This is a genomic window from Cupriavidus sp. USMAHM13 (assembly GCF_001854285.1).
In the GTDB taxonomy this organism is placed as follows: domain Bacteria; phylum Pseudomonadota; class Gammaproteobacteria; order Burkholderiales; family Burkholderiaceae; genus Cupriavidus; species Cupriavidus malaysiensis.
The window spans coordinates 321538-344934 of the sequence record NZ_CP017751.1 but is presented as its reverse complement, the minus strand read 5'-3'; the positions used below and the strand labels follow the sequence as shown (position 1 = coordinate 344934).

Annotated in this window: 20 protein-coding genes and 1 tRNA gene; 14 read left to right on the top strand and 7 right to left on the bottom strand. The window is 69.1% G+C overall.

Going from position 1 to position 23397, the window contains the following annotated elements:
• Positions 1-53 precede the first annotated feature (53 nt).
• The gene (locus BKK81_RS01625) at positions 54-506 is read left to right on the top strand and encodes a hypothetical protein (RefSeq protein ID WP_071010469.1); all 453 of its coding nucleotides are present in this window, start codon (positions 54-56) and stop codon (positions 504-506) included.
• Positions 507-867: 361 nt separating this feature from the next.
• On the opposite strand, the gene BKK81_RS01620 is transcribed toward BKK81_RS01625, so the two are convergent.
• Positions 868-1131, bottom strand: a complete 264-nt coding sequence (locus BKK81_RS01620) for a hypothetical protein (protein ID WP_071010468.1) — start codon at positions 1129-1131, stop codon at positions 868-870.
• A gap of 191 nt (positions 1132-1322) precedes the next feature.
• Here BKK81_RS01620 and BKK81_RS01615 point away from each other — a divergent pair, with 191 nt between their 5' ends.
• Entirely contained in the window at positions 1323-2219 is an 897-nt protein-coding gene (locus BKK81_RS01615) for a LysR family transcriptional regulator (protein WP_071010467.1), read from the top strand.
• A gap of 57 nt (positions 2220-2276) precedes the next feature.
• Here the strand turns inward: BKK81_RS01615 and BKK81_RS01610 are convergent, their stop codons facing one another.
• The 4 genes from BKK81_RS01610 to BKK81_RS01595 all read right to left on the bottom strand — a co-directional run bounded on the left by BKK81_RS01610 (position 2277) and on the right by BKK81_RS01595 (position 7931).
• Complete coding sequence (locus tag BKK81_RS01610) at positions 2277-4955, bottom strand: DNA topoisomerase III (protein ID WP_071010466.1); 2679 nt, start codon at positions 4953-4955, stop codon at positions 2277-2279.
• Between the two features lie 142 nt (positions 4956-5097).
• Entirely contained in the window at positions 5098-5496 is a 399-nt protein-coding gene (locus BKK81_RS01605; protein ID WP_071010465.1) for a thioredoxin domain-containing protein, read from the bottom strand.
• A 105-nt stretch (positions 5497-5601) separates the two neighbouring features.
• Positions 5602-6747, bottom strand: a complete 1146-nt coding sequence (gene dprA / locus BKK81_RS01600) for a DNA-processing protein DprA (RefSeq protein ID WP_071010464.1) — start codon at positions 6745-6747, stop codon at positions 5602-5604.
• The gene (locus BKK81_RS01595; RefSeq protein WP_071010463.1) at positions 6744-7931 is read right to left on the bottom strand and encodes a LysM peptidoglycan-binding domain-containing protein; all 1188 of its coding nucleotides are present in this window, start codon (positions 7929-7931) and stop codon (positions 6744-6746) included. The genes dprA and BKK81_RS01595 overlap by 4 nt, the downstream gene beginning before the upstream one ends.
• A 162-nt stretch (positions 7932-8093) precedes the next feature.
• Here BKK81_RS01595 and def point away from each other — a divergent pair, with 162 nt between their 5' ends.
• From def to BKK81_RS01550, 9 genes are all read left to right on the top strand, one after another.
• Positions 8094-8600, top strand: coding sequence for a peptide deformylase (gene def / locus BKK81_RS01590; RefSeq protein ID WP_071010462.1), 507 nt, complete (start codon positions 8094-8096; stop codon positions 8598-8600).
• A 173-nt stretch (positions 8601-8773) separates the two neighbouring features.
• Positions 8774-9775, top strand: a complete 1002-nt coding sequence (gene fmt, locus BKK81_RS01585) for a methionyl-tRNA formyltransferase (RefSeq protein ID WP_071010461.1) — start codon at positions 8774-8776, stop codon at positions 9773-9775.
• A 49-nt stretch (positions 9776-9824) separates the two neighbouring features.
• On the top strand, positions 9825-10445 hold the full coding sequence (locus BKK81_RS01580; RefSeq protein ID WP_071010460.1) for a LysE family translocator: 621 nt from the start codon (positions 9825-9827) through the stop codon (positions 10443-10445).
• A gap of 125 nt (positions 10446-10570) precedes the next feature.
• Positions 10571-11431 (top strand): zinc metalloprotease HtpX, encoded by an 861-nt coding sequence (htpX, locus tag BKK81_RS01575; RefSeq protein ID WP_071010459.1) that lies wholly within the window; start codon positions 10571-10573, stop codon positions 11429-11431.
• A gap of 141 nt (positions 11432-11572) precedes the next feature.
• Complete coding sequence (gene rsmB / locus BKK81_RS01570; protein WP_071010458.1) at positions 11573-12943, top strand: 16S rRNA (cytosine(967)-C(5))-methyltransferase RsmB; 1371 nt, start codon at positions 11573-11575, stop codon at positions 12941-12943.
• Positions 12944-12952: 9 nt separating this feature from the next.
• Complete coding sequence (locus BKK81_RS01565) at positions 12953-13774, top strand: DUF4390 domain-containing protein (RefSeq protein ID WP_071010457.1); 822 nt, start codon at positions 12953-12955, stop codon at positions 13772-13774.
• Positions 13771-16200 carry a sensor histidine kinase gene (locus tag BKK81_RS01560; protein WP_071010456.1) on the top strand — a complete coding sequence of 810 codons (2430 nt, stop codon included), beginning with the start codon at positions 13771-13773 and terminating at the stop codon, positions 16198-16200. The genes BKK81_RS01565 and BKK81_RS01560 overlap by 4 nt, the downstream gene beginning before the upstream one ends.
• Positions 16201-16253: 53 nt before the next feature.
• Positions 16254-16955 (top strand): response regulator, encoded by a 702-nt coding sequence (locus tag BKK81_RS01555; protein ID WP_071010455.1) that lies wholly within the window; start codon positions 16254-16256, stop codon positions 16953-16955.
• Between the two features lie 56 nt (positions 16956-17011).
• Positions 17012-17087, top strand: a tRNA-Phe gene (locus BKK81_RS01550).
• A 98-nt stretch (positions 17088-17185) separates the two neighbouring features.
• Here BKK81_RS01550 and blaOXA read toward each other — a convergent pair.
• Positions 17186-17989 (bottom strand): class D beta-lactamase, encoded by an 804-nt coding sequence (blaOXA, locus tag BKK81_RS01545; RefSeq protein WP_071010454.1) that lies wholly within the window; start codon positions 17987-17989, stop codon positions 17186-17188.
• 306 nt (positions 17990-18295) lie between these two features.
• Here blaOXA and BKK81_RS01540 point away from each other — a divergent pair, with 306 nt between their 5' ends.
• Together BKK81_RS01540 and BKK81_RS01535 are read left to right on the top strand one after the other, a co-directional pair.
• On the top strand, positions 18296-18787 hold the full coding sequence (locus BKK81_RS01540; protein ID WP_071010453.1) for a hypothetical protein: 492 nt from the start codon (positions 18296-18298) through the stop codon (positions 18785-18787).
• A gap of 221 nt (positions 18788-19008) precedes the next feature.
• The gene (locus tag BKK81_RS01535; RefSeq protein ID WP_071010452.1) at positions 19009-19755 is read left to right on the top strand and encodes an aquaporin; all 747 of its coding nucleotides are present in this window, start codon (positions 19009-19011) and stop codon (positions 19753-19755) included.
• Here the strand turns inward: BKK81_RS01535 and BKK81_RS33990 are convergent.
• On the bottom strand, positions 19739-21409 hold the full coding sequence (locus tag BKK81_RS33990) for a carbohydrate porin (protein WP_418235887.1): 1671 nt from the start codon (positions 21407-21409) through the stop codon (positions 19739-19741). The two genes, BKK81_RS01535 and BKK81_RS33990, sit on opposite strands and share 17 nt — an antisense overlap.
• A gap of 737 nt (positions 21410-22146) precedes the next feature.
• Here BKK81_RS33990 and BKK81_RS01525 point away from each other — a divergent pair.
• On the top strand, positions 22147-23274 hold the full coding sequence (locus tag BKK81_RS01525; protein ID WP_071010451.1) for a TRAP transporter substrate-binding protein: 1128 nt from the start codon (positions 22147-22149) through the stop codon (positions 23272-23274).
• The last annotated feature ends 123 nt before the right edge of the window (positions 23275-23397 follow it).

Here is a 23397-nt window from a genome sequence, read left to right as displayed (position 1 = left end):
TCTCTACACTGGCGACAAGTAAGGCAAGAGCCAATCCGAACAAGGAAAAATCCATGAACCGCCACTCCGTCCGCCACCTGACCCTGGCCATCGCCATGGCCGCTGCCACGCTCCCGGCGCTGCCGGCATTTGCAGGCGATATGAACAATGCCCTCGGCGGCGCCCTCGGCGGCGTAGCCGGTGCCGCGGTCGGCGGCGCCCTGGGCGGCAGCACCGGCGCCGTGATCGGTGGCGCGGTCGGCGGCGGCGCCGGCGGTGCGGTCACCTCCAACCGCCGCGAGCGCACCGGCGCCATCATCGGCGGTGCCCTGGGCGGCGGCGCCGGCACCGCGGCCGGCAATGCCATGGGCGGCCGCGCCGGTGGCCTGGTCGGCGCGGCCGTGGGCGGCGGCGCCGGCGCGGCACTGGGTGGCAACGTCTCGCGCAGCAACTCCTATGCGGACGAGCGCCGTGACGACCGCTGGCACCACGGCAAGCGCAAGAAGTGGCATCGCCACGACGATTGAACGTCGCCGGCGGCACGGCGGGCGCAGGCAACGGCATCCCCGTTCCCGCCCTCGTGTACCACCAGCGGGCGATTGCTCCGCATCAGGGAAACGGGCCAACAGGCCCGTTTTTCATGTGCGGGGTCGGGCATAATGATCGAGGTGGTGACGTATGCTCCCCCTGCGCGCACGACAGCAAGGCGCGCAGGACTTGCCCGCGCCAACGAAAACGCCCGTGCCGAAGGCACGGGCGTTGGCTCCATGAGATGCGGGAAGCGGGCTTGTGACCCCCTCCCGCCGGCCTGTGGAGATCAGCCGAAAGCGGTGGGACGCGCGGCAGGCGCGCCCCGGGCGATGCAGGCCGGCCGGTCGCGAGGACCGGTCAGAGGGCAGCGCCGTCGGTGTACGGATCGAACTTGCCGATCTTGGCACCGTCGGTGAAGGTATCGAACTTGCCCGACTTGGCGCCGTCGGTGAAGGTGTCGAACTTGCCCGACTTGGCGCCATCGGTGTAGGTGTCGAACTTGCCGACCTTGGCGCCGTCGGTGTACGGGTCGAACTTGCCTGCCTTGGCAAAGGCGGGGGCGGCCAGCAGGGCGGCGGCGAGGGTCGCGACAGCGATCAGGGCGGAGCGTTGGGTCTTCATGGCTAATCCTTTCCACAGGCTGGGACGCCTCTTCACCGGCATTGGTTCGCTGCGGTGCGGCATCCGATGGCTAGATATTAGGCATTCCCCTTATATGAATAAATATTGCCAACGACAATGATTGATTGTAGTTTTCACAATAAATAGGCCGGATAGCGTAAAGATCCGCAAAACGGACGGGAGACTATGTCATGGATCGGCTGCAATCGATGCGCGTTTTCGCCAAGGTGGTTGAACTTGGCAGCTTTGCACGTGCGGCGCAGCAATTGGAGATGTCGAACGCCGTCGTCACGCGCTACGTCGCCGACCTGGAAAGCCACCTGGGCACCCGCCTGCTCAACCGCACCACGCGCAGCCTGTCGCTGACCGATGCCGGCGAGTCCTACCTGCAGCGCTGCCAGCAGATCCTGGAGGACGTCGACGAGGCCGAGTCGCTGGTCACCGCGCGCAGCCAGTCGCTGTCGGGCACCTTGCGCCTGGTCGCGCCGGTGATGTTCGGGCTGCACCTGCTGCCCGAGATGCTGGCGCGCTTCCAGAAGCAGTACCCGGACATGGTGTTCGACGTGCTGCTGTCCGACCGCATCGTCGACATCGTGGAAGAAGGGCGCGACATCGGCATCGTGCTGTCGGACCTGGGCCTGGGCTCGCACCTGGTGGCGCGGCCGCTGCTGTCGGCCGAGATCATCCTGTGTGCCTCGCCCGGCTACCTGCGCCAGCACCCGCCACTGCGCAACGCGCAGGATCTCGCCAACCACCGCTGCATCTTGCTGCGCCTGCCCAACGTGGCGCACGAATGGACCCTGTCCGGGCCGGAAGGAGAGGTGACCGTGCCGATCCGGCCAGGCCTGCTGTGCAGCAACGCCGAACTGGCGCACCAGGCGGCCCTGGCCGACATGGGCGTGGCGATGCTGTCGTCCTACCTGGCGCGTCCCAATGTGGAAGCGGGGCGCCTGACGCACATCCTGCCGCAATACCAGCTGCCGCGGCGCGACGTGAGCGTGGTCTACCCCAGCCGCAAGTTCCTGCCGACCAAGGTACGGGCCTTCATCGATTTCCTGCTGAGCGAGGGCGAGAACCGGCGCGCCTGAAACTGGCGCAGCGCAGGGCGGGCCGCCGGGAATCCTCCCCCGGCAGCCGCCTTGGCCTCAGGCGGCAGCCTTGCCGCTGCTGCTCTTCTTGGCCGCTGCCGTCTTGGCTGCCGGGGCCTTGGTGGTCTTGGCCGCTGCGGTCTTGGTGGTTTTGGCCGCCGCCTTGCGCGCCGGCGCCTTCTGCACCGCACTCTCGGCCGTTGCCACGCCATCGTCCGCCGCCGCCGCCGCGCGCGCGGACTTGGCCGCCGGCTTGGCCCCGGCCTTCGGCTCGCGTGCCTCGAACTCGAAGCCGATCTTGCCGTCGGCCTGCTTGACCAGGAAGGCCTTGAAATTGCGGCCGGTACGCGAAGACTTGAAGCCGGTCAGCAGGTCGGTGCGGCCGTCGGTCAGCAGCTTGCCGATCTGCTCGCGCGAGATCTCCTGCTGCAGGATGATCTTGCCGGTGGTGAAGTCGCAGGACTTGGGACTGGCCACCGTGTTCTCGCAGACGTACTTCATACCGTGCTCGAACACCGCGCCGCCGCACTTCGGGCATGTGCCGACGGCCTGCTGACCGCTGAAGTCCACCGGTTCGCCATCGCCTTCGTCATCGTTCTGGCCGAAGTCGAACTCCATCTTGTAATGGCCGTCGTCGTCCTTGCCGAGCTTGAGGATGGCGGCGAAGGGCCGGCCCATCTTGCTGCGGAACCCCTGCAGCGGACCGATCTCCTTCTTCAGCAGCAGTTCCTCGACTTCCTCGATCTCGAACTGGCGCCCACCCGGGATCTTGCTGATGGAGAACTCGCAGGCGGTACAGGCGAAGCGGCGGTAGTTCTCCTTGACCTGGCCGCCGCACTGCGGGCACGGCGTGTCCAGCGTGGCGTAGTCGCCGGGGATGGTGTCGCTGTCGTACTCCTTGGCGCGCTTGACGATCTGCTGCGTCATCTGCGCGATCTCGCGCATGAACTCGTCACGCTTGAGGCGGCCGCGCTCGATCTGCGCGAGCTTGTGCTCCCACTCGCCGGTCAGTTCGGCCTGGGTCAGTTCCTCCACGCCGAGGCCGCGCAGCAGCGTCATCAGCTGGAAGGCCTTGGCGGTCGGGATCAGTTCGCGGCCTTCGCGCACCAGGTACTTCTCGGTCAGCAGGCCTTCGATGATGGCCGCGCGCGTGGCCGGCGTACCCAGGCCCTTGCCGGCCATGGCCTCGCGCAGCGCGTCGTCGTCCACCAGCTTGCCGGCGCCTTCCATGGCGGACAGCAGCGTGGCTTCGTTGTAGCGCGCCGGCGGCTTGGTGGTCAGGCCCACCGCCTCGACCTTGTCGGTCTTGACCTTCTCGCCCTTGGCCACCGGCACCAGGTTGGCGTCCTTGTCGTCCTTGCCCTGCGCCTCGCGGCCATAGATCTCGAGCCAGCCCGGGTTGACCAGGACCTTGCCCTCGGTCTTGAAGTGATGGCCAGCCACCTCGGTGACACGCGTGGTGACCTGGAATTCCGCGGCCGGGAAGAACACCGCCAGGAAGCGGCGCACCACCAGGTCGTACAGCTTCTGCTCCGGCTCCGACAGGTTCTTCGGCGCCTGCAGCGTGGGGATGATGGCGAAGTGGTCGCTGATCTTGCTGTTGTCGAAGATGCGCTTGTTCGGCTTGACCCAGCCGTTGGTCAGGATCTTCTTGGCGTGCGGCAGGTAGTTGTGCGAACTCTCAGCCAGCATGTCCATGGTCTGCTTGACCGTGCCCAGGTAGTCCTCGGGCAGCGCGCGCGCATCGGTACGCGGGTAGGTCAGCACCTTGTGCTTCTCGTACAGCGCCTGCGCCAGCCCGAGCGTGTTCTTGGCCGAGAAGCCGAAGCGCGAGTTGGCCTCGCGCTGCAGCGTGGTCAGGTCGAACAGGGCCGGCGACTGCTGTGTCGAGGGCTTGGATTCCTCGCTGACGGTGCCGGGCTTGCCGCGGCAGGCCGCGACGATGCTCATGGCCTCGGCCTCGCTCCACAGGCGCGATTCGCGCGCCTCGGGGTCGAGCTCGCTCTTCTTGAACTTGGGGTCGTACCAGCGGCCCTCGTAGAGGCCGGCGGCGGCGATGAACTCGGCGCGCACTTCCCAGTAGTCGCGCGGCACGAAGTGCTTGATCTTCTCCTCGCGCTCGACCACGATCGACAGCGTCGGCGTCTGCACCCGGCCCACCGTGGTCAGGAAAAAGCCGCCGCCCTTGCTGTTGAAGGCGGTCATGGCACGGGTGCCGTTGATGCCGACCAGCCAGTCGGCCTCCGAGCGGCAGCGCGCGGCGTCGGCCAGCGGCAGCATCTCCTCGTCCTCGCGCAGGCGCGCGAAGCCGTCGCGGATCGCCTGCGGCGTCATCGACTGCAGCCACAGCCGGCGCACCGGCTGCTTGGCCTTGGCCTGCTGCGCGATCAGGCGGAAGATCAGTTCGCCCTCGCGCCCCGCGTCGCAGGCGTTGATCAGGCCGGTGACGTCCTTGCGCTTGATCAGCCGGTTCAGCACCTTCAGGCGCGACTCGGTCTTGGCGATGGGCCGCAGGTCGAAGTGCGGCGGGATCACCGGCAGGTTGGCGAAGCTCCACTTGCCACGCTTGACTTCGTATTCATCCGGGGCGGCGATCTCCACCAGGTGGCCCACGGCGGACGACAGCACGAAGTCGTCGTTCTCGAAGTACTCGTCGTGCTTGGTAAAGCCCCCGAGGGCACGGGCGATATCGGCAGCAACCGATGGCTTTTCCGCGATGATGAGGGCTTTTGACATTGAACGGGTCCTTGCCGGCCACCTTCTGGCAGCCTGCGAATTGCACTACGGCGTATGTAAACAGGGCGCTGGCTTCTTTGAGGCGCCAATAATAAGCGCGGTCTCGACGACGGTGCAAGCCAGCCACCGCCGCTGCCCGGATCTAGTGTGCGCGGCTCTCAAGCAGCCAGTCGAGCACATCCGGCAACTCCTGCGCCGTCCCTTGCATCGAAACGTCGCGCCCCAGCATGCGCTGGAGCACTTCTGCATGTGGCAGCAGCGTCCCATAGAATTGCGGCGCGCCACCAGTGATCGGTTGCACCAGTATGGTTGGAAAGTTCTCAATATCGAGGTCGCCCAGCCGGTCGGCATGGGTTTCGACATCGATCCAGACGAAGCAATCCCGCGGGTACTGCGCGGCCACGGCCGCGAACGCCGCCTGGTACTCCCCGCAGGTACGGCACCACGCCGCGCACAGGCAGGCCACCAGCCGCCCTTGCGGTCGGTCGGAGAGGGCCTGCGCCAGCGCGTCGGCGTCGCGTTCGGGGAGGTAAACGGTCATGGCAAGTGAAACATAAGCCCTTCTGGGGCTGACTTGGCTTGATTGTAGCGGCTGTGCGGAAAAGGGGGCGAACCCGGGCCGCCTTGCCGGCCTCCCTGTGGATCTTCAAGCCAGGCGCCGGAACAGGTTGCCCGGCAGCCGCTCGGCCAGGCCGGCCAGTTCGAGCGAGAGCAGGCCGGCGAGGGCCTGGCTGGCGCCCAGGCCGCTGCGCCGGCACAGTTCGTCGAGACTGGCCGGCTCGAATCCCAGGGCAGCCCCCAGCGCGCACCCCGCCTCGGCAGCGTGCCGCCCGCGCGGGACCGCGCCACGGGCTTCGGCGGCCGGCTGGCCGGGGGTGCCCAGCTCCTCGAGCACATCCTGCGCCGATTCGACCAGCTTGGCGCCATCACGGATCAGCAGGTGGCAACCGCGTGACAACGGTGCATGGATCGAGCCGGGAATGGCGAAGACCTCGCGCCCCAGCTCGGCCGCCAGCCGTGCGGTGATCAGCGAGCCCGAGCGCGCTGCCGCCTCCACCACCAGTACGCCGCGCGCCAGGGCCGCGATCAGCCGGTTGCGCTGCGGAAAATGGTGGCTGCGCGGCGGCGTGCCCAGCGCGAACTCGCTGAGCATGGCGCCGTGCCCGGCGATGCGTCCGGCCAGGGCGCGGTGCCGCGCCGGATAGACCTGGTCGATCCCGGTGCCGACCACGGCCAGCGTGCCGCCGGCGCCCTCGAGGGCGCCGAGATGGGCGGCCGCGTCGATGCCGGCGGCCAGCCCCGACACCACGCACAGGCCGGCACCGGCCAGCGCCCGCGCGAAGGCCTGCGCATCGCGCGCGCCCTGGGCGCTGGCGCTGCGCGCGCCCACCAGGGCGATGGCCGGCCGCCGCAGCGCCGCGAGATCGCCATGCAGGTAGAGCAGGGGAGGTGGATCGGCCAGGTCGAGCAGTGCGGCCGGGTAGGCCGCGTCGGCCAGCGTCAGCAGATGGTTGCCGGGCATGGCGGCCCACTCGGCGGTGCGCGCCACCAGCGCGGCCAGGGCGGGGCCCGGCGCGGCCAGCAGGGCCCGTACGCTGCCAGCCGGCACCAGTTGCGCCAGTGCGGCGGCGTCCTGCGCCAGGATCCGCTCCGGCAGGCCGTAGGCCGACAACAAGCGGCGCACACCCACCGGCCCCAGGCCCGGTGCCGCCACCAGGCGCAGCCAGGCGGCGATCTCGGCGGGCTCGCGCGTGCCGCCCGCCGGCGCGACGTGCGTGCCCGTCTCCGTCAACGCGGCGAAGCGGCGCTGTCGCCCACCTGCACCACGCTGGAGGCGTCGGTGACCAGGGCGTAGGAGACGCCGGGGAAGACACGGAAGACGAAGGCCAGGCCGTAGCGCTCGTCGGGCAGCACGATCTTGCGGTTGTCCGCGGTGCGGTCCCTGACCACCTCGCCGGTGCGCGACAGCGCCAGCACGTTGCCGGGTTCCAGGCCGACATTGGCGCCGACGTTGAGCACCACCACCTGCTTGGCGCCGCCGTACTGCACGCCACCGTAGACGGCGGCGATGCGGCCAGCCACCTCGACGTCGGGGGCATGCGGCACATAGCGTACCGGCTCGCGCGCAGGCTGCGGCAGCAGCAGGCTGCCGACGCCCATCTCCTGCTGGGCCTGGGTGATGTTCACGGTGGCGACGGCGTCGGCCCCCTCGGGGCCGCGCAGCAGGCGCGCGTTACCCTGGTAGTCGGCCTGGTAGCCAAGCACCTTGCCGGTACCCGGGTCGCGTACCGGCTCGACCGGCTTGAACACCTGCCAGTCACTGCCGGGCAGGCCGTCGGCGGCGGCGATGCCACGCACATAGGCATTCTCGCCGCGCCCCAGGTAGACGCGCGCCTCCGGCAGCGCGACGATACGGGCCGACGTCTGCAGCGTGCCCTGGTCCACCACCAGCGGCCGGGTCAGGAAGGGCTCGATGTCCCTGGCGGGGATGCTCGGAATGGCGGCCGCGTCGGCGCCGTCGCTGCGCACGCGCGGCGACAGCCTGACGGTGCCGCCCTCGCCGATCGGCGTGGTCGACAGCCAGGCACGGCCGTCGCGCAGGTGCAGGTAAAGGACCTGGCCGGGATAGATCAGGTGAGGATTGCGCACCTGCTGCCGGTTCATGCCCCACAGCTCGGGCCAGCGCCACGGCTGGCGCAGGAAACGGCCGGAGATGTCCCACAGGGTATCGCCGCTGCGCACCGTGTACTGGGAAGGCGCGGCGGGTGCCAGGTCGGTGGCCGGTATACCCTGCACGGCGGCCTCCGCCGTGCGCTGCTGCGCCGGCGTCACGGTGCGCTCGGGCAGTTCGCCGGAGGTGGCCCGGAGCGGCATTCCCGTTGCCGCGGCCAGGCCCGCCACACTCATCAGCAGGCGCACAAGCGCATGCTGCCCGCGGCCCCGCGCCGCCCGGTGCTCTTTGGTAAGATTGCGCATTTTCCTGAACCGGCCATGCGAGACGGCCGGATTGACCCTGGAGAGCGTGCCTGCTGCGGCGCGCCTTGAATTTTTGTACTAGCGCCCCGATTCTGCATGTAAACCCCCGCTGCCGCAACGCGGCCCGGTCTGCATGTGCTGCCGGCGTTGCGCCCGAGCATCATGGCTAAACTCGATATCCTGACCTATCCCGATCCCCGCCTGCACACCGTGGCCAAGCCCGTCGCGGTGGTGGACGACCGCATCCGCCAGCTGGTCAAGGACATGGCCGAGACCATGTACGAAGCACCCGGCATCGGCCTGGCCGCCACGCAGGTCAACGTGCACGAGCAGGTGGTGGTCATCGATATCTCGGAGAGCCGCGACGAGCTGATGGTCTTCATCAATCCCGAGGTGGTGTGGGCCAGCGACAACCGCAAGGTGTGGGAAGAAGGGTGCCTGTCGGTGCCCGAGGTCTACGACCGCGTCGAGCGTCCGGACCGGGTCCGCGTGCGTGCGCTCAACGAGAAGGGCGAGACCTTCGAGATCGACGCGGACGATCTGCTGGCGGTCTGCATCCAGCACGAGATCGACCACCTGCGCGGCAAGGTCTTCGTCGAATACCTGTCGCCGCTCAAGCTCAACCGCATCAAGTCCAAGCTGCAGAAGCGCACGCGCAGCCGCATGTGAGCGCAACTGCGGTGCACGGCGCCGCAGCGCTTTCTCAGCACCGTTCGTAGTACGCTTCCCGCATCGTCGAAGTCCAGTCCGCACCGGCCGCCGCGCGGCCGCTTGCGCTCGGGCGCGCTGCCATGCGCCGCGTCCCCTTCGCGCCCCTCCGGGCGCCACCAGCCGAACCTGCCATGCCACCTGTCCAGCCTCTGCGCGTCGCCTTCGCCGGCACGCCCGAATTCGCCCGCGCCGCCCTCGAAGCCATCCACGCCGCCGGTTTCCCCGTGGTGGCCGTGCTCAGCCAGCCAGACCGCCCGGCCGGACGTGGCATGCAGCTGCAGGCCAGCCCGGTCAAGCAGTACGCGCTGGCGCAGGGCCTGGGACCGGTATTGCAGCCGCGCTCCCTGCGCCGCCAGGGCAAGTACCCGGAAGAGGCGGGCGCCGCCGTCGATGCGCTGGCCGGCATCGCCCCCGATGTGATGGTGGTGGCCGCCTACGGCCTGATCCTGCCGGCCGAGGTGCTGGCGCTGCCGCGCCACGGCTGCATCAATATCCATGGCTCGCTGCTGCCGCGCTGGCGCGGTGCTGCGCCGATCCACCGCGCCATCGAGGCGGGCGATGCCGAGACCGGCATCACGCTGATGCAGATGGACGAGGGCCTGGACACCGGCGCGATGCTCGCGTGCGAGGCCACGCCGATCGCGGCGGACGACAGCACCGGCAGCCTGCACGACAAGCTGGCCGCGCAAGGCGCACGCATGGTGGTGCAAGCGCTGGAGCGCCTGGCGCGCGGCGAGACGCTCGGCGCCACCCCGCAACCCGCGGACGGGGTCACCTATGCGGAGAAGATCGGCAAGGAAGAAGCGCGCCTGGACCTGCGCCGGCCGGCGGCAGTGCTGGCGCGCCAGGTGCGGGCCTTCAATCCGTTTCCGGGCGCCACCGTGCAGATCGGCGACACCGTCATCAAGTGCTGGCAGGCCCGGGCCGAGCCTGCGCCCGCCGCACCTGCCGCGCCGGCGGGCACCGTGCTGGCGGCCGACGCGGATGGCGTGCTGATCGCCTGCGGCGAAGGCGCGCTGCGCGTCACGGAACTGCAGCGACCGGGCGGACGGCGCCAGGCGGCACAGTCCTTCCTGCAGGGCATGCCGCTGGCAGCGGGCAGCCGCTGCGCCCTGCCGGACGGGCAGGTATGATCACAGCCGGCGCAGCCACCTCCCACCTTCCACCCGGAGCGTTCCCGCCATGTTCGGCATCACCGCCTTCCCGCTGTTCGTGGGCGCCGTCTTCCTGCTCAATGTGACGCCGGGGCCGGACACGGCCTACATCGTCGGCCGCAGCGTGGCCCAGGGCCGCGCCGCAGGCGTGATGTCGGCGCTGGGCGTCAGCGCCGGCTGCTGCGTGCATTCGCTTGCCACCGCGTTCGGCCTGACCGCGCTGCTGGCGGCCTCGCCGGCGGCCTTCGGTGTCATCCAGTACGCCGGTGCCGCCTACCTGGTGTGGCTGGGACTGCGCTTGCTGTGGCAACGCCCCGGCGTCGCCGCGCAGGCCGTGCCACCGCCGCGGCGCGGCCTGTTCATGCAGGGCTTCCTGACCAATGTGCTGAACCCCAAGGTCATCCTGTTCTTCGTTTCCTTCTTCCCGCAGTTCGTCGATGCGCGTGCCGGCCACCAGGCTGCCGCCTTCCTGCTGCTGGGCGCGGTGATGGTGCTGATGTCGACCGCCTGGAACACGCTGGTGGCCTGGCTGGCGGGCACGCTGACGCGGCGTGCCGGCCGCATGCCGCGGCTGAAGTGCTGGCTGGACCGCACCGTGGGCACCGCCTTCATCGCCCTGGGCGCCCGCCTGGCCATGATGCAGCGCTGAGCCGCCGCCGGCACGGCATCCTGGCCGGCACCACCGGCCCCAATTGAATTCCGTCCGTCCGCCATCATCTAAGATAAGCACGCCGGCCACGCCGGCGCCGACTGCAACGACAGGAGCGCATGACAATGTTCAACTGGGTCAAGACCTTCATGCTGATGGCGGCGATCACGGCGCTGTTCATCGTCATCGGCGGCATGATCGGCGGTCGCAACGGCATGATGTTCGCGCTGTTGATGGCGCTGGGCATGAACTTCTTCTCCTACTGGTTCTCGGACAAGATGGTCCTGCGCATGTACAACGCGCAGGAAGTCGACGCCGGCACCGCGCCGCAGTTCTACGGCATGGTGCAGGAACTGGCGCAGCGCGCCGGCCTGCCGATGCCGCGGGTCTACCTGATCAACGAGGACGCCCCCAACGCCTTCGCCACCGGGCGCAATCCGGAACACGCGGCCGTGGCCGCCACCACCGGCATCCTGCGCGTGCTGTCGGAGCGCGAGCTGCGCGGCGTGATGGCGCACGAGCTGGCCCATGTGCGCCATCGCGACATCCTCACTTCGACCATCGCCGCGACCATGGCCGGCGCGATCTCGGCCCTGGCCAACTTCGCCATGTTCTTCGGCGGCCGCGACGAGAACGGCAACCGCAGCAACCCGATCGCCGCCATTGCCGTGGCCATCCTGGCACCGCTGGCTGCCTCGCTGATCCAGATGGCGATCTCGCGCGCCCGCGAATTCGAAGCCGACCGCGGCGGCGCCGAGATCAGCGGCGATCCGCAGGCGCTGGCCAGCGCGCTCGACAAGATCCACCGCTACGCGCAGGGCATCCCGTTCCAGGCGGCCGAGGAACACCCGGCCACGGCGCAGATGATGATCATGAACCCGCTGTCGGCCGGTGGCATCGCCAACCTGTTCTCGACCCACCCGGCCACCGAGGAGCGCATCGCGCGCCTGATGCAGATGGCCCGCACCGGCACCTATCCGGCCTGAGCGCGGCCGTCGCGGCCGCGAAAACGGCAAGCGGCCCCGCATCCGGGGTAAACTGCCCGCCTCGTTCCCACCCGAACCGGCGGGTTCGTTCCTTCTGGGCGGCGCCGCCGCCTCCGTGCCCCTGATCGGTTTCCGTTTTCCATGCGCCTGCCACCCGACTCCCTCGCCTTCCAGATGCTTGCCGCCGCCGCCGCCGTGCGCGGCGTGAACGAGGGCAGCGCGCTGCCGCAGGCCATCGAGGCCGCCGCCGCGCAATACCACCTCGAGCGCGACGGTGCCACGCGCGGCGCCCTGCAGGATCTCGCCTACCGCACCGTGCGCCAGTTCGGCACCGTGCGCGCGCTGGTCACCCATCTGGTGGCGCGCCCGCCTGGCGCGCTGGTCGACTCCCTGCTCGCGGTGGCGCTGGCGCTGCTGCTCGACGGCGAGGCCGACGGTGCCGAACAGGACAGCGCGGGCAAGCCCGGCCGCAGCGGCTACAACAGCTTCACGGTGGTGGACCAGGCCGTCAGCGCGGCCGCTTCGGAACCCAAGAGCGCCCATGCGCGCGGCCTCGTCAATGCGGTGCTGCGCCGATTCCTGCGCGAACGGCGTGCCCTGCTGCAGTCGGTGCAGCGCGACGAGCAGGCGCGCTGGAACCTGCCGTCCTGGTGGCTGCGCACGCTGCGCGAGGCCTATCCGCAGCAGTGGGAAGCGCTAGCCGCCAGCGCCAACGTGCGCCCGCCGATGACCCTGCGCGTCAATACCGCGCGCGTGCCGGTGGCCGACTACCTGACTCGCCTGGCCAATGCCGGCCTGGCCGGCAAGGCCATCGGGCCGCAGGCCGTGCGGCTGGTGCGCGCCTTCCCGGTATCGCAGATCCCGGGCTTCACCCGCGGCGACGTGTCGGTGCAGGATGCCGGCGCCCAGCTGGCGGCACCGCTGCTCGAAGTGGCCGACGGCATGCGTGTGCTCGACGCCTGCGCGGCGCCGGGCGGCAAGACCGGGCACCTGCTGGAACTGGCCCGGCTCGACGTGACGGCGCTGGAGAGCGACGCCAAGCGCGCCGAGCGCATCCACGAGAACCTGGCCCGCCTGGGCCAGCAGGCCGAGGTCGTGGTCGGCGATGCGAGCCGTCCCGCAGACTGGTGGGACGGCCGCCAGTACGACCGCATCCTGGCCGACGTGCCATGCTCGGCCTCGGGTATCGTGCGCCGCCACCCGGACATCCGCTGGCTGCGCCGCGAGGTCGATATCGCTCGCCTGGTCAATGAGCAGCGCCGCATCGTGTCGCAACTGTGGCCGCTGCTCAAGCCGGGCGGCATCTTGCTCTATGTGACCTGTTCTATTTTCCCAACGGAGGGAGAAGAGCAGGCGCGCTGGTTTGGTGCGCAACTGCCAGATGCGATACGATTGCAGGCACCCGGCCAGATCCTGCCCTCGACCGGGCACCACGACGGGGCACCAGGCCAGGCCAGCCTGCCATCGGACCACGATGGATTTTTCTACGCCCGCTTCCAGAAACGACTCTGACCCGATCCGATGCCAAGCACGCTTCGCTTGTCCGTCCTCCCGGCCCTTGGCGACAATGCGCGTGCGTCCTCTGCTCTCCACGGCGGCCGCGCCGCGCTGTGGCGCGCCCTGCTGCGGACGGCACGGCAGGCGGGCGTGGCACTGCTGCTGGCACTGCTGCCGGTGCTGACGCAAGCCGACGTGATCGAAGCCAGCGACGCGCGCATCGATTACCAGGACGGCGGCTTCGAACTGGCCGCCAATTTCGAATTCGACCTGCCGGCGCCGCTCGAGGACGCCCTGAACAAGGGCATCTCCCTGTATTTCGTCGTCGACTTCCAGCTCAGCCGGCCGCGCTGGTACTGGTTCGATGAGAAGCCGGTCAACACCAGCCGCAACATCCGCCTGTCCTATCATCCGCTGACGCGCCAGTACCGCATCTCCACCGGCGGCCTGCAACTGCCGTTCACACGTTTGAAGGCTGCGCTGCAGTTCATCCAGCGCGTGCGCGGCTGGCGCGTGTTCGAGCGCAATGCGGTCAGGCTGGGCGAGACCTACCAGGCCGAGGTGCGCATGCGGCTGGACCTGACCCAATTGCCCAAACCCTTCCAGATCAATGCGGTCAATACGCGCGACTGGAACCTGGCTTCCGACTGGCGCCGCTTCAACTACACGGTGCCCACCGAACTGAACGCCGCGCCGCCGGCTTCCGTGCCCGGTGCCGCGCCAGCGCCCGCCGCATCGGCCACCGTCTCGGGCGGCGAGACGCGCGCCCAGCCGCTGTCGCAGACGGTCTCCACAGCGCTGTCGCCGGCGCTGCTGGTCCAGCCTCCCGCGCAGAGCCAGCCATGAACAGCTTGTGGGACAGCAAGTTCCGCCGCGTGCTCTACCGCATCGTGGCGGCGGTGATCGTCTTCCTCGCGCTGGTGCTGGTGGGCCTGCTGATCGGCGCCTCGGGCAACACGGAATTCTTCGATCGCTACTTCACGCTGCTGTTCAAGATCAACCTGGTGATCGGCGTGCTGCTGGTGGCGATCATCGGCGCGCTCGCGCTGACGCTGTGGATCCGCTACCGCCGCGGCAAGTTCGGCACGCGGCTGATGACCAAGCTGGCGGTCTTCTTCGGCGTGGTCGGCGTGCTGCCGGGCGTGCTGATCTACCTGGTGTCGCTGCAGTTCGTCTCGCGCAGCATCGAGTCCTGGTTCGACGTGCGCGTGGAGACCGCGCTGGAAGCCGGCCTCAACCTGGGCCGCTCCACCATCGACAGCGCGCTGGCCGACCTGCAGGGCAAGGCACGGCAGATGGCGGACCAGTTGACCGGCTCGGCCTCGATGGCCACCTCACTGCAGCTCAACCGCCTGCGCGAGCAGTACGGCGTGCGCGAGGCCGCCATCTTCACCGGCAGCGGGCGGGTGATCGCCACCGCCTCCAACAACTACGCCTCGCTCGTGCCCGACCTGCCCTCCGGCATGCTGGCCGAGCAGGCCCGCCTGGCCGGCGGCTATGCGGCGGTGGAAGGTGGCAGCGATGCGTCCTCGAAAGATGACGAGAGCGACCACCTCTACGTGCTGCGCGTGATCATTCCGCTGGGCAGCGCGCCGGTCAGTGCGATCGGCACGGACAGTGCGCAGGCCGACACGCCGGCCGCCGGACCGGCGCGCAAGCCCGGACGCTGGGCCGGTTCCGGACTGTCGGTGGAACGCCGGCCGGAAGACCTGCCGGCGACCGGCTTCGGCCTGACCGGCGACACCGTGCGCGAGGAACGCTACCTGCAGGTGCTGCAACCGGTGCCGACCGTGCTGGCGCGCAATGCCGACGAGGTCCAGCGCGCCTACCAGGAGTACCAGGAGAAAGCGCTCGGACGCACCGGCCTGCGCAAGATGTATATCGGCACGCTGACGCTGACCTTGTTCCTGGCCGTGTTCATCGCCGTGATGCTGGCCCTGCTGCTGGGCGGCCAGCTCGCGCGCCCGCTGCTGATGCTGCTGCAGGGGACCAAGGAAGTGGCCGAGGGCGACCTCTCACCCAAGCGCGAGCTGAAGAGTCGTGACGAACTCGGCATGCTGACCCAGCAGTTCAACCTGATGACACGCCAGTTGTCGGAGGCGCGCATCGCCGTGGAGCAGAACCGCTCGGCGCTGGAGCGCTCGAAGGTCTTCCTCGAGAGCGTGCTGCAGAACCTGACCGCGGGCGTGCTGGTGTTCGGCCGGCGCTTCGAGCTGATCACCGCCAACCCGGGCGCGGAGCGCATCTTCGGCCAGACCTTCGCCACCGCCCTCGGCCACCCGATCGAACAGATCCCGGGACTCGGCAACTTCGGCGAGATCGTGCGGCAGGCCTTCACCGAGCAGAGCACCAGCGAGATGCTGGGCGGCGCCGAGCACTGGCAGAAACAGATCGAACTGCCGCACGCCGACGACGAGCAGAGCCTGACCCTGCTGGTGCGCGGCGCGCGCCTGCCCGGGCGCGGCGACAGCGGTGACGAGCCTGGCTTCGTGGTGGTGTTCGACGACATCTCGGATGTGATTTCGGCTCAACGCTCGGTCGCCTGGGGCGAGGTCGCGCGGCGGCTCGCGCACGAGATCAAGAACCCGCTCACACCGATCCAGCTGTCGGCCGAGCGACTGCAGATGAAGCTGACACCCAAGCTCGATGTGCCGGATGCCGAGGTGCTCAAGCGGGGTGCCGCCACCATCGTCAACCAGGTCGCCGCGATGAAGCGCATGGTCGACGACTTCCGCGACTATGCACGCACGCCGCCGGCCATGCTGCAGTCACTGCAACTGAACGGCCTGGTAGCCGACGTGCTGCACCTGTACGGCATCGACGATCCCTCCGTGCAGGACCACGCGGTGATTCATCCGTCGCTGGCGCAGGATCTGCCGGCCATCAAGGGCGACCCGACCCAGTTGCGCCAGGTGATCCACAACCTGCTGCAGAATGCACAGGACGCCGTGGCGGAGAACCTGGCCGGGGCTAGGGCCGAGCCCCATATCACTCTGAACACCGAGACGGTAGAATACAAAGATTCTGCCGGCGAAGACCGGCAGGCTGTCAAGCTCAGCATCGCCGACAACGGTCCCGGTTTCGCTCCGCGCATCCTCAGCCGCGCGTTCGAACCTTATGTGACCACCAAGGCCAAAGGCACGGGCCTCGGCCTGGCGATGGTGAAGAAGATCATCGATGAACATGGCGCGCGCATCGAGCTGCGCAATCGCATGGAAGGCACCGAGATCGTCGGTGCACAGATCTCGATCCTGTTCGTTAAACTGGCATAGTCAATGTTGCTGTCCCATGCGCAAGATGCGGTGGCGGGGTTAAGAGGGGAAGTATGGCAACCATCCTCGTAGTCGATGATGAAATGGGTATCCGGGAGCTGCTCTCGGAGATCCTCAGCGACGAAGGCCATGTCGTGGAAGTGGCGGAGAACGCGCAGAAGGCGCGCGAGTACCGCGCGGGCAATACACCCGACCTCGTGCTGCTCGACATCTGGATGCCCGACACCGATGGTGTCACGCTGCTCAAGGAGTGGTCGGCCCAGGGCCTGCTCACCATGCCCGTGATCATGATGTCGGGCCATGCCACGATCGATACCGCGGTCGAAGCCACCAAGATCGGCGCGCTCAATTTCCTCGAGAAACCGATCGCGCTGCAGAAGCTGCTGACCGCCGTGCAGCAGGGCCTGGCCCGCGGCATCGAGCGCGCGTCCGCGCCCGCTCCCAGCGCCGGCACCGCGGCGGCCGCCCAGGCCGCGGCCCAGGGCATGGCACCCGAGGCCGCCATCGAGGCACCCGCCAACGGCAGCCCGCAACGCCTGCCCGAGGCCGAGATGCAGTTCTCCTTCGACATGCCGCTGCGCGAAGCGCGCGACCTGTTCGAGCGCGCCTATTTCGAATACCACCTGCTGCGCGAACACGGCAGCATGACGCGCGTAGCCGAGAAGACCGGGCTGGAACGCACCCACCTGTATCGCAAGCTGAAGCAGCTCGGCGTCGAGCTGAGCCGCAACAAGCCGGAGCCGGCTGAACAGTAATGCGAAAAACCGCTTGACGGGTTGTTTTCGCGCTGCTATAGTTTTGCTTCTTTGTTGGCCCGGTAGCTCAGTCGGTAGAGCAGAGGATTGAAAATCCTTGTGTCGGCGGTTCGATTCCGTCCCAGGCCACCAGGTTTGCTGAGAAACGGAGGCTTCGGCCTCCGTTTTTCTTTGGTGCCCTCGCCTCGATGCGGCGGCAGGCTGTTCAGGCAGGCCTGTCGGCCCGCGCGCTACAGCTCCTGCAGGCGCTGCGGCAATTCCCGCATCATGGCCTCACGTGCGCGCAGGCCGGGGCTGCCTTTCTCTTCCCTGTCTTCCCGCGTCAGCCTGGCGAAGACCACGCTGCGCCCGTCCGCACGGGTCGCCCAGCCCACGAACCAGCCGATCGCCTCGAAACGCCCGACAGCGCCATCACCGGGCCTCCAGTTCCACGCCCCCGTCTTGCCGTGCAGCTCCCACCCACCGGGCAGGCTGCCCAGCGCCGTGATGCGCGCTGTCATCTGGTAGGCCTGCTGGTTGACCGGCAGGGCACGGCGGACCAGCTTGCCGAGGAAATCGAGCTGTTCGAGCGGACTGATCTGCAGCGAGGAGCCGAGCCAGGCCTGCGTCAGCCCGTCGGGCTTGCGCGCATCGCCGCGGACGTCGCCATTGCCGTAGCCGAAGGCCTGCACGTAGCGCGCGAATCGTGCCGCGCCGAGCTGCTGAGTGACCTGCTGCGAGTACCACACCACGGAGTCGCGCATCCACATCTGCGGATCGACGGTCTGGCGCCACGCCGGGTTCCAGTCGGTATAGCCCTCGCGGAAGGGCAGCGCAGGACTGTGCTCGTCGTGCAGGACCCCGGCGTCGAAGCCCATCAGGGCGATCGGGATCTTGAAGGTAGAGGCAGGGCTGGTGCGCTGGTCGCAGCGGCCTTCCTGCACCAGCACCTGGCCGGTGGCGGCATCGGCCAGCGCGGTGCACAGGACCTCGGCGCGTGCCGCATGGGTGAAGACGGCCGCGCCCAGCGCGGCGAAGATCGTTAAGGTTCTCAAGTCGGACTCCTGCTTGGATAGCGTTCGGGACAGAGGCCAGGCCTGGCGCACGAGGCGCAGCATAGGAGGCCCTGCGGCGAAGCGCCAAGCGCGCGCACCGTAACCGGCGTAACCCTGCCGGCCGCAGCGGCATCCCGGGGCAGCTGAACTCAGATCTAAGCATCTTCTACTTGGCGGCCGTTAGCCTGGAGGCTAGCCTGGTCCACTGCGCCAGGCAGATGGGTACAGCCGGCTGCCGACAACACATCGTGAGGGAAGGTCCCGAGCAATCCGGCAACCGCGTCTTTTCAAAGGTCACAGGCATTCATGGGAAACACGGGCAAGGGATGGCCGCACGATGCCGAGACGCACGAGCGCGGCATCTGGCGCACCACCATCGCGGCAGCGAGCCAGGCGCTCGATGCCGCCACGCGCATCCAGCAGACGGTCGGCGTCGCGCTCAAGCTGCAGAACAAGGTCCGCGAACTGCGCGCGCAGTTGCACGAGACCCGCACCCAGCGCGACCACTATCGCGCCCGGCTCGAGGCCGCACAGCGGGCGCTGCGCCTGGCGCGCGAGCAGGAACAGGACGGCGCGGCCGAGGCCAGCCGGCTGCGCGCCGACGGTGAGTCGCTGCAGATGCGCCATCGCGCCTACAAGCTGCTGATCGACCATTACGCGCGCCTGGGCCTGCCGATCGATCCGGTGGTGTTCTCCGGCCAGCGCCGGCGCGTGCTCCAGCACATCCTCTACCAGCGCCGCAAGGGCGTGCCGCTGGCCGAGATCGGCGCCAAGGACATCGCCTTCCTGCTGCGCTGACGGCCGCACGCCGGCGGATTCGATACGCAGGGTTCATTCACAAGCGCCTGGCGGCGCCTTGATCGGGTCGCGTGGAGGCGGAACACTGCGCGCTCCCGCGTCCATCATCGAGCCACCGCCATGTCCCTCGCCGCCATGTCCCTCGCCGCCATGTCCCTCGCCGCCATGCCATCCGCCTCGCCGGCACGCGCCGTCGCCGCCTGCCGCGCGGCCGTCCTGCCGTGAGCACGCTGGCGCGGCGGCTGGCCGCGGAAGGCCTGGGCACAGCGCTGCTGGTCGCGGCCGTGGTCGGCTCGGGCATCCATGCGCGCAACCTGGCCGGCGACAACACCGCGCTGGCGCTGCTGGCCAATTCGCTGGCCTCGGGCGGCGCCCTGGTGGCGCTGCTGCTGGCGCTCGAACCGGTGTCGGGCGGCCACCTGAACCCGGCGGTCAGCCTGTCGGCACTGGTGCGCGGCGCCCTCTCTGCGCGTGACGCGCTGTGCTATGCCCTGCTGCAGCTGGGTGGCGGCATCGCCGGCGTGATGGCCGCACACGCCATGTTCGGCGCGCCGCTGCTCGCCTGGTCGACGCAGGCACGCACCGGCGCGCCGATGTGGTGGAGCGAGTTCGTCGCCACCTTCGGCCTGATCGGCGTGGCGATGGGCACCGCGCGCAGCCGGCCCGCGCTGGTGCCGCTGGTGGTGGCGGCCTACATCATGGCCGGCTACTGGTTCACGGCATCCAGCGCCTTCGCCAACCCGGCGCTGACGCTGGCATGCGCGCTCACCGCAGGCTTCTCCGGCATCCGCGCGGCCGACGTGCCCGCCTTCGTGCTGGCGCAGCTGGCGGGCGCCCTGAGCGCGACGCTGGTGTTCGACTGGCTGTGCGCCGCGTCGGCGCGCCACCCGGCACCAGGCACGGCACCAGGCGCGACATCAAGCACGGCACGGCACATGGCCGCACGCCCGGTTACCAGCTCCGATTGAGCTGGATGCCGAATACCGATCCCGAGTTCTGCGAGGTCCAGGCATCGGCCGGCGCGGTGAAGGCGATGCCGTCGACATCGGTCGCGCGGCTGTAGGTATAGAAGGCGCGCAGGTTGGCATTGCCGGCCCCCTTGCCCAGCGTCAGTGTGGGGGCGATGGTCAGCGCGGTGCGTTGCCCGGCCACGCCGAAGCCCGACGAGATCTGGTCGTGCGCCACCTCGAAGGCGAGCTTGAAGCGATCGCTGGCCACGTAGGCGGGCCGCACCCGCGTAGCGGTCCATTGCAGCAGGCCGACCGGCGAGCGGTCGAACTGCAGGCTGGACTCCACCGAGCCCGCCAGGCCGAGGCCGTCGGCACGCTTCCATTCGAGCGATTCCGCCATGCGCACGCGCGACAGCGCGGGCCCCATGCCGCTGTAGCCGGTCATGGCGGTACGCGCGCCTTCACCGAACTGCAGGCCCAGGCGGTTGGTGCCGGCCAGCACGCCCTTCTGTTCGTGCATGGCCGAGGCCCACCAGGCGCCGCCGGTCGCCTGTACCAGCGGCTGCGCTTCGACGTGGGTGAAGCCGAGCTGGACCGAACCCTGCTCGTTGGTGGCAATCGGCCCGGTCCGCACCGAGTGGTAGCTGGGCAGGCTCTGCCCGCCGATATCGTTGCGCGTCGTGTACTGGTAGTTGAGGCCGATATCGCCGAAGCGCGCATTGTCGACGCCGAAACGCATGGCCGGGGAGTTCGGCGGCAGCAGGCCGGACGACATCAGGAACGGCGACTCCTCGCGCCGCCCAGCCCACATGGTGGCGCCGTCCAGCACGGAAAGGCCGCTGACCGCGGTATAGATCTGCGGCAGCAACTGATAGGGGTCGACGGCGACGGGACGCCCGTTGATGGTCGTCACGTCGGTACCCTTGGCCTTGGCGACCACCTCGACCTGCGCACCGCCGTCGAGCGAGAACAGCGCTTCCTTCACGTTGACCTGGCCCGTGCTCTTGCAGGCCAGGCCGTGGCCGATGCCGGTGGACAGCGAGCCGCCGGCGCATGCGTGCAGGGTCGCGATGCCATCCTCGATGGCGGCCCGCCCGCTGTAGCTCAAGCGCCAGACCGACTCCTCGGCGGGATCCTGCTCCGGGATCTGCGAGCGCAGGACCGGGGGAGCGGTGTCCACTTCGCCGGTGCCGGCGGCCGCAGCCTGCGCCGCGTCCTGTGCGGTGGGGACGCCGGCGGCCACGGCGGGAACCGGAGCGCCATCGGTCTCGGGCGCAGTTGTGGCAGCCGTGGAGGCCGCGGCCGGCCGGTCCGGCGACCCGGCAGCGGCCGGATCCGTTGCGGCGGCGGCAGGATCGACCGCCACGGTTGCAGCGGGGGGCGGAGGCGGGGGGAGCGGACGCTCAGGCAGGAATTCACCAAGGCGCTTCGGGAACAACACCACCGGCGGCGGCGGTGGCGGCGGTGGCGGAGCCGGAGCCACCGCGGCACTCGCTGCATCCGCCGCTTGGGCGGCTTCCTGCGCGGGCTGCGGCCCGGGTTGTGGCGCGGGCTGTGCGACGGCATCGCTGCCGGCAGCGACAGCTGGCGCAGCAGACGCCCCGGCTGCTACGCCAGCAGGCGTGGCCGCATCGGCGGACGCCTGCGATGCCCCGCTGCCTTGCGCCTGCAAGAGCTGGGAGAGCGGATCCGGCGCGGTCGCCGCGGCAGCGCGGGCGGTCGGTTCGGGAAGCGGCTTGGCAGCATCCACACTGGCCGGCGCCGGGGGTGCCGCCGGAGATGCGGAAGGGCGCGGCGGCGCATCGGCCGTGCCGAGCAGGGCAGCGAGCGGATCCGCGTCCGCTGACGCGCCTGCCACCCCGGCTGCTGCCGGCGCCACCTGTGCGCAGGCGCCCAGGCTGTGGACGGCCAGCGCAACCGCGCACAGGCGCAGTATCGCGGGTCGGCGGAAGCAGGGAGGCGGAAAGGAAGGCATGCTGCAGAATGGCCGGCGGCGCGGGACCGGCAGGTCGAAGGTTGTATCAGCCGTCCGATTGGACAGCAAGCCGGGTTACAAAATCCATCGCTCCGTGGACTTCTCATGATGCGGAACGCTGCCGGCAAGACACCGTGGGGTAGCGCCGGGGACAGCTGTTGTTCGACGATTTCCTAGCGAAAACCCGGACGTGGGAAGGCCTCCGTGGCGAAAGGGCCACCGCTATAATCGATCGGCTTGCCTTATGGGCCGGACATATTGCGCGTCCGACATTGTCGCAGACAGCCCCGATGGCGCCAGCGATGGTGCCGTTGTCCGCCCGGGGCAGGGCCGGTGCGACGCGCCCGCGCCACCGGTCTTGAAAGCGCCATGGCAGCGCCGACGCGCGCTGCCCCCGCCGGCGCACCATATCGATAAAAGACGAGGAGAACCCAATGGAACGTCGTTCCTTCCTGTTGAAAGCTTCGGCCGCCGCGGCCGCCGGCGCACTGGCCGCCTGCGGCAAGGAAGAGAAGCCCGCCGCCACCAATGCGCCCGCGGCGCCGGCAGTGGTCGGCAGCAACCCTGCCGTGGAATGGCGCCTGGCCTCGAGCTTCCCGAAGTCGCTGGACACCATCTTCGGCGGTGCCGAGACGCTGTCGACACGGGTCAAGGAACTGACCGACGGCAAGTTCAACATCAAGGTCTTCGCCGCGGGCGAGATCGTGCCAGGCCTGCAGGTGCTGGACGCCGTGCAGAACAACACGGTGCAGATCGGCCACACCGCCGGCTACTACTACTTCGGCAAGAACCCGACGCTGTGCTTCGACACCACCATTCCCTTCGGCCTGACCGCGCGCCAGCAGAACGCCTGGATGCTGCAGGGCAACGGCATGAAGCTGATGCGCGAGTTCTTCAAGGACTACAACGTGGTCAACTTCCTGGGCGGCAACACCAATGCCCAGATGGGCGGCTGGTTCCGCAAGGAAATCAAGACCGTGGCCGACCTGCAGGGCCTGAAGTACCGCGTGGCGGGCTTCGCCGGCGTGGTGCTGCAGCGCCTGGGCGTGGTGCCGCAGCAGATCGCCGGCGGCGACATCTACCCGGCACTGGAGAAAGGCACCATCGATGCGGCCGAGTGGGTCGGCCCCTACGATGATGAGAAGCTGGGCTTCTACAAGGTCGCGCCTTACTACTACTATCCGGGCTGGTGGGAGGGCAGCGCGCAGCTGTCCTTCTACGCCTCGGCGTCCGAATACGAGAAGCTGCCGGCGCTGTACAAGCGCGCGCTGGAAACAGCCACCTTCGAGGCGCACACCAACATGATGGCCAAGTACGACACCGTGAACCCGCAAGCGCTGGCCCGCCTGCTGGAGAACGGCGTGAAGCTGCGCCCCTTCTCCAAGGAGATCATGGAGGCCTGCTTCAAGGCGACGCAGGAGGCCTATGCCGACGAATGCGCCAAGAACGCCTCGTTCAAGAAGATCTACGACGACTGGCGCGTGTTCCGCAACAACGAAGCCGCCTGGTTCAATGTAGCCGAGCAGGCCTTCGCCCAGTTCAGCTACGCGCGCAAGCTGTAAGCACGGCAATCGCCGCAACACATGGAAACGGGGGCCCTGGCCCCCGTTTTTCATGGCCGGCCGGCACCGGCGCCCGGCACGGGAGGCGCCTCCGGCAGGAATCGCCGAGGCCCACTAGAATCT

What these genes read in the sequence shown, in the direction of transcription:
- BKK81_RS01625 (WP_071010469.1), top strand. Translation starts at nt 54, where the DNA reads ATGAACCGCCACTCCGTCCGCCACCTGACCCTGGCCATCGCCATGGCC.
- BKK81_RS01620 (WP_071010468.1), bottom strand. Translation starts at nt 1,131, where the DNA reads ATGAAGACCCAACGCTCCGCCCTGATCGCTGTCGCGACCCTCGCCGCC.
- BKK81_RS01615 (WP_071010467.1), top strand. Translation starts at nt 1,323, where the DNA reads ATGGATCGGCTGCAATCGATGCGCGTTTTCGCCAAGGTGGTTGAACTT.
- BKK81_RS01610 (WP_071010466.1), bottom strand. Translation starts at nt 4,955, where the DNA reads ATGTCAAAAGCCCTCATCATCGCGGAAAAGCCATCGGTTGCTGCCGAT.
- BKK81_RS01605 (WP_071010465.1), bottom strand. Translation starts at nt 5,496, where the DNA reads ATGACCGTTTACCTCCCCGAACGCGACGCCGACGCGCTGGCGCAGGCC.
- BKK81_RS01595 (WP_071010463.1), bottom strand. Translation starts at nt 7,931, where the DNA reads ATGCGCAATCTTACCAAAGAGCACCGGGCGGCGCGGGGCCGCGGGCAG.
- def (WP_071010462.1), top strand. Translation starts at nt 8,094, where the DNA reads ATGGCTAAACTCGATATCCTGACCTATCCCGATCCCCGCCTGCACACC.
- fmt (WP_071010461.1), top strand. Translation starts at nt 8,774, where the DNA reads ATGCCACCTGTCCAGCCTCTGCGCGTCGCCTTCGCCGGCACGCCCGAA.
- BKK81_RS01580 (WP_071010460.1), top strand. Translation starts at nt 9,825, where the DNA reads ATGTTCGGCATCACCGCCTTCCCGCTGTTCGTGGGCGCCGTCTTCCTG.
- htpX (WP_071010459.1), top strand. Translation starts at nt 10,571, where the DNA reads ATGTTCAACTGGGTCAAGACCTTCATGCTGATGGCGGCGATCACGGCG.
- rsmB (WP_071010458.1), top strand. Translation starts at nt 11,573, where the DNA reads ATGCGCCTGCCACCCGACTCCCTCGCCTTCCAGATGCTTGCCGCCGCC.
- BKK81_RS01565 (WP_071010457.1), top strand. Translation starts at nt 12,953, where the DNA reads ATGCCAAGCACGCTTCGCTTGTCCGTCCTCCCGGCCCTTGGCGACAAT.
- BKK81_RS01560 (WP_071010456.1), top strand. Translation starts at nt 13,771, where the DNA reads ATGAACAGCTTGTGGGACAGCAAGTTCCGCCGCGTGCTCTACCGCATC.
- BKK81_RS01555 (WP_071010455.1), top strand. Translation starts at nt 16,254, where the DNA reads ATGGCAACCATCCTCGTAGTCGATGATGAAATGGGTATCCGGGAGCTG.
- BKK81_RS01540 (WP_071010453.1), top strand. Translation starts at nt 18,296, where the DNA reads ATGGGAAACACGGGCAAGGGATGGCCGCACGATGCCGAGACGCACGAG.
- BKK81_RS01525 (WP_071010451.1), top strand. Translation starts at nt 22,147, where the DNA reads ATGGAACGTCGTTCCTTCCTGTTGAAAGCTTCGGCCGCCGCGGCCGCC.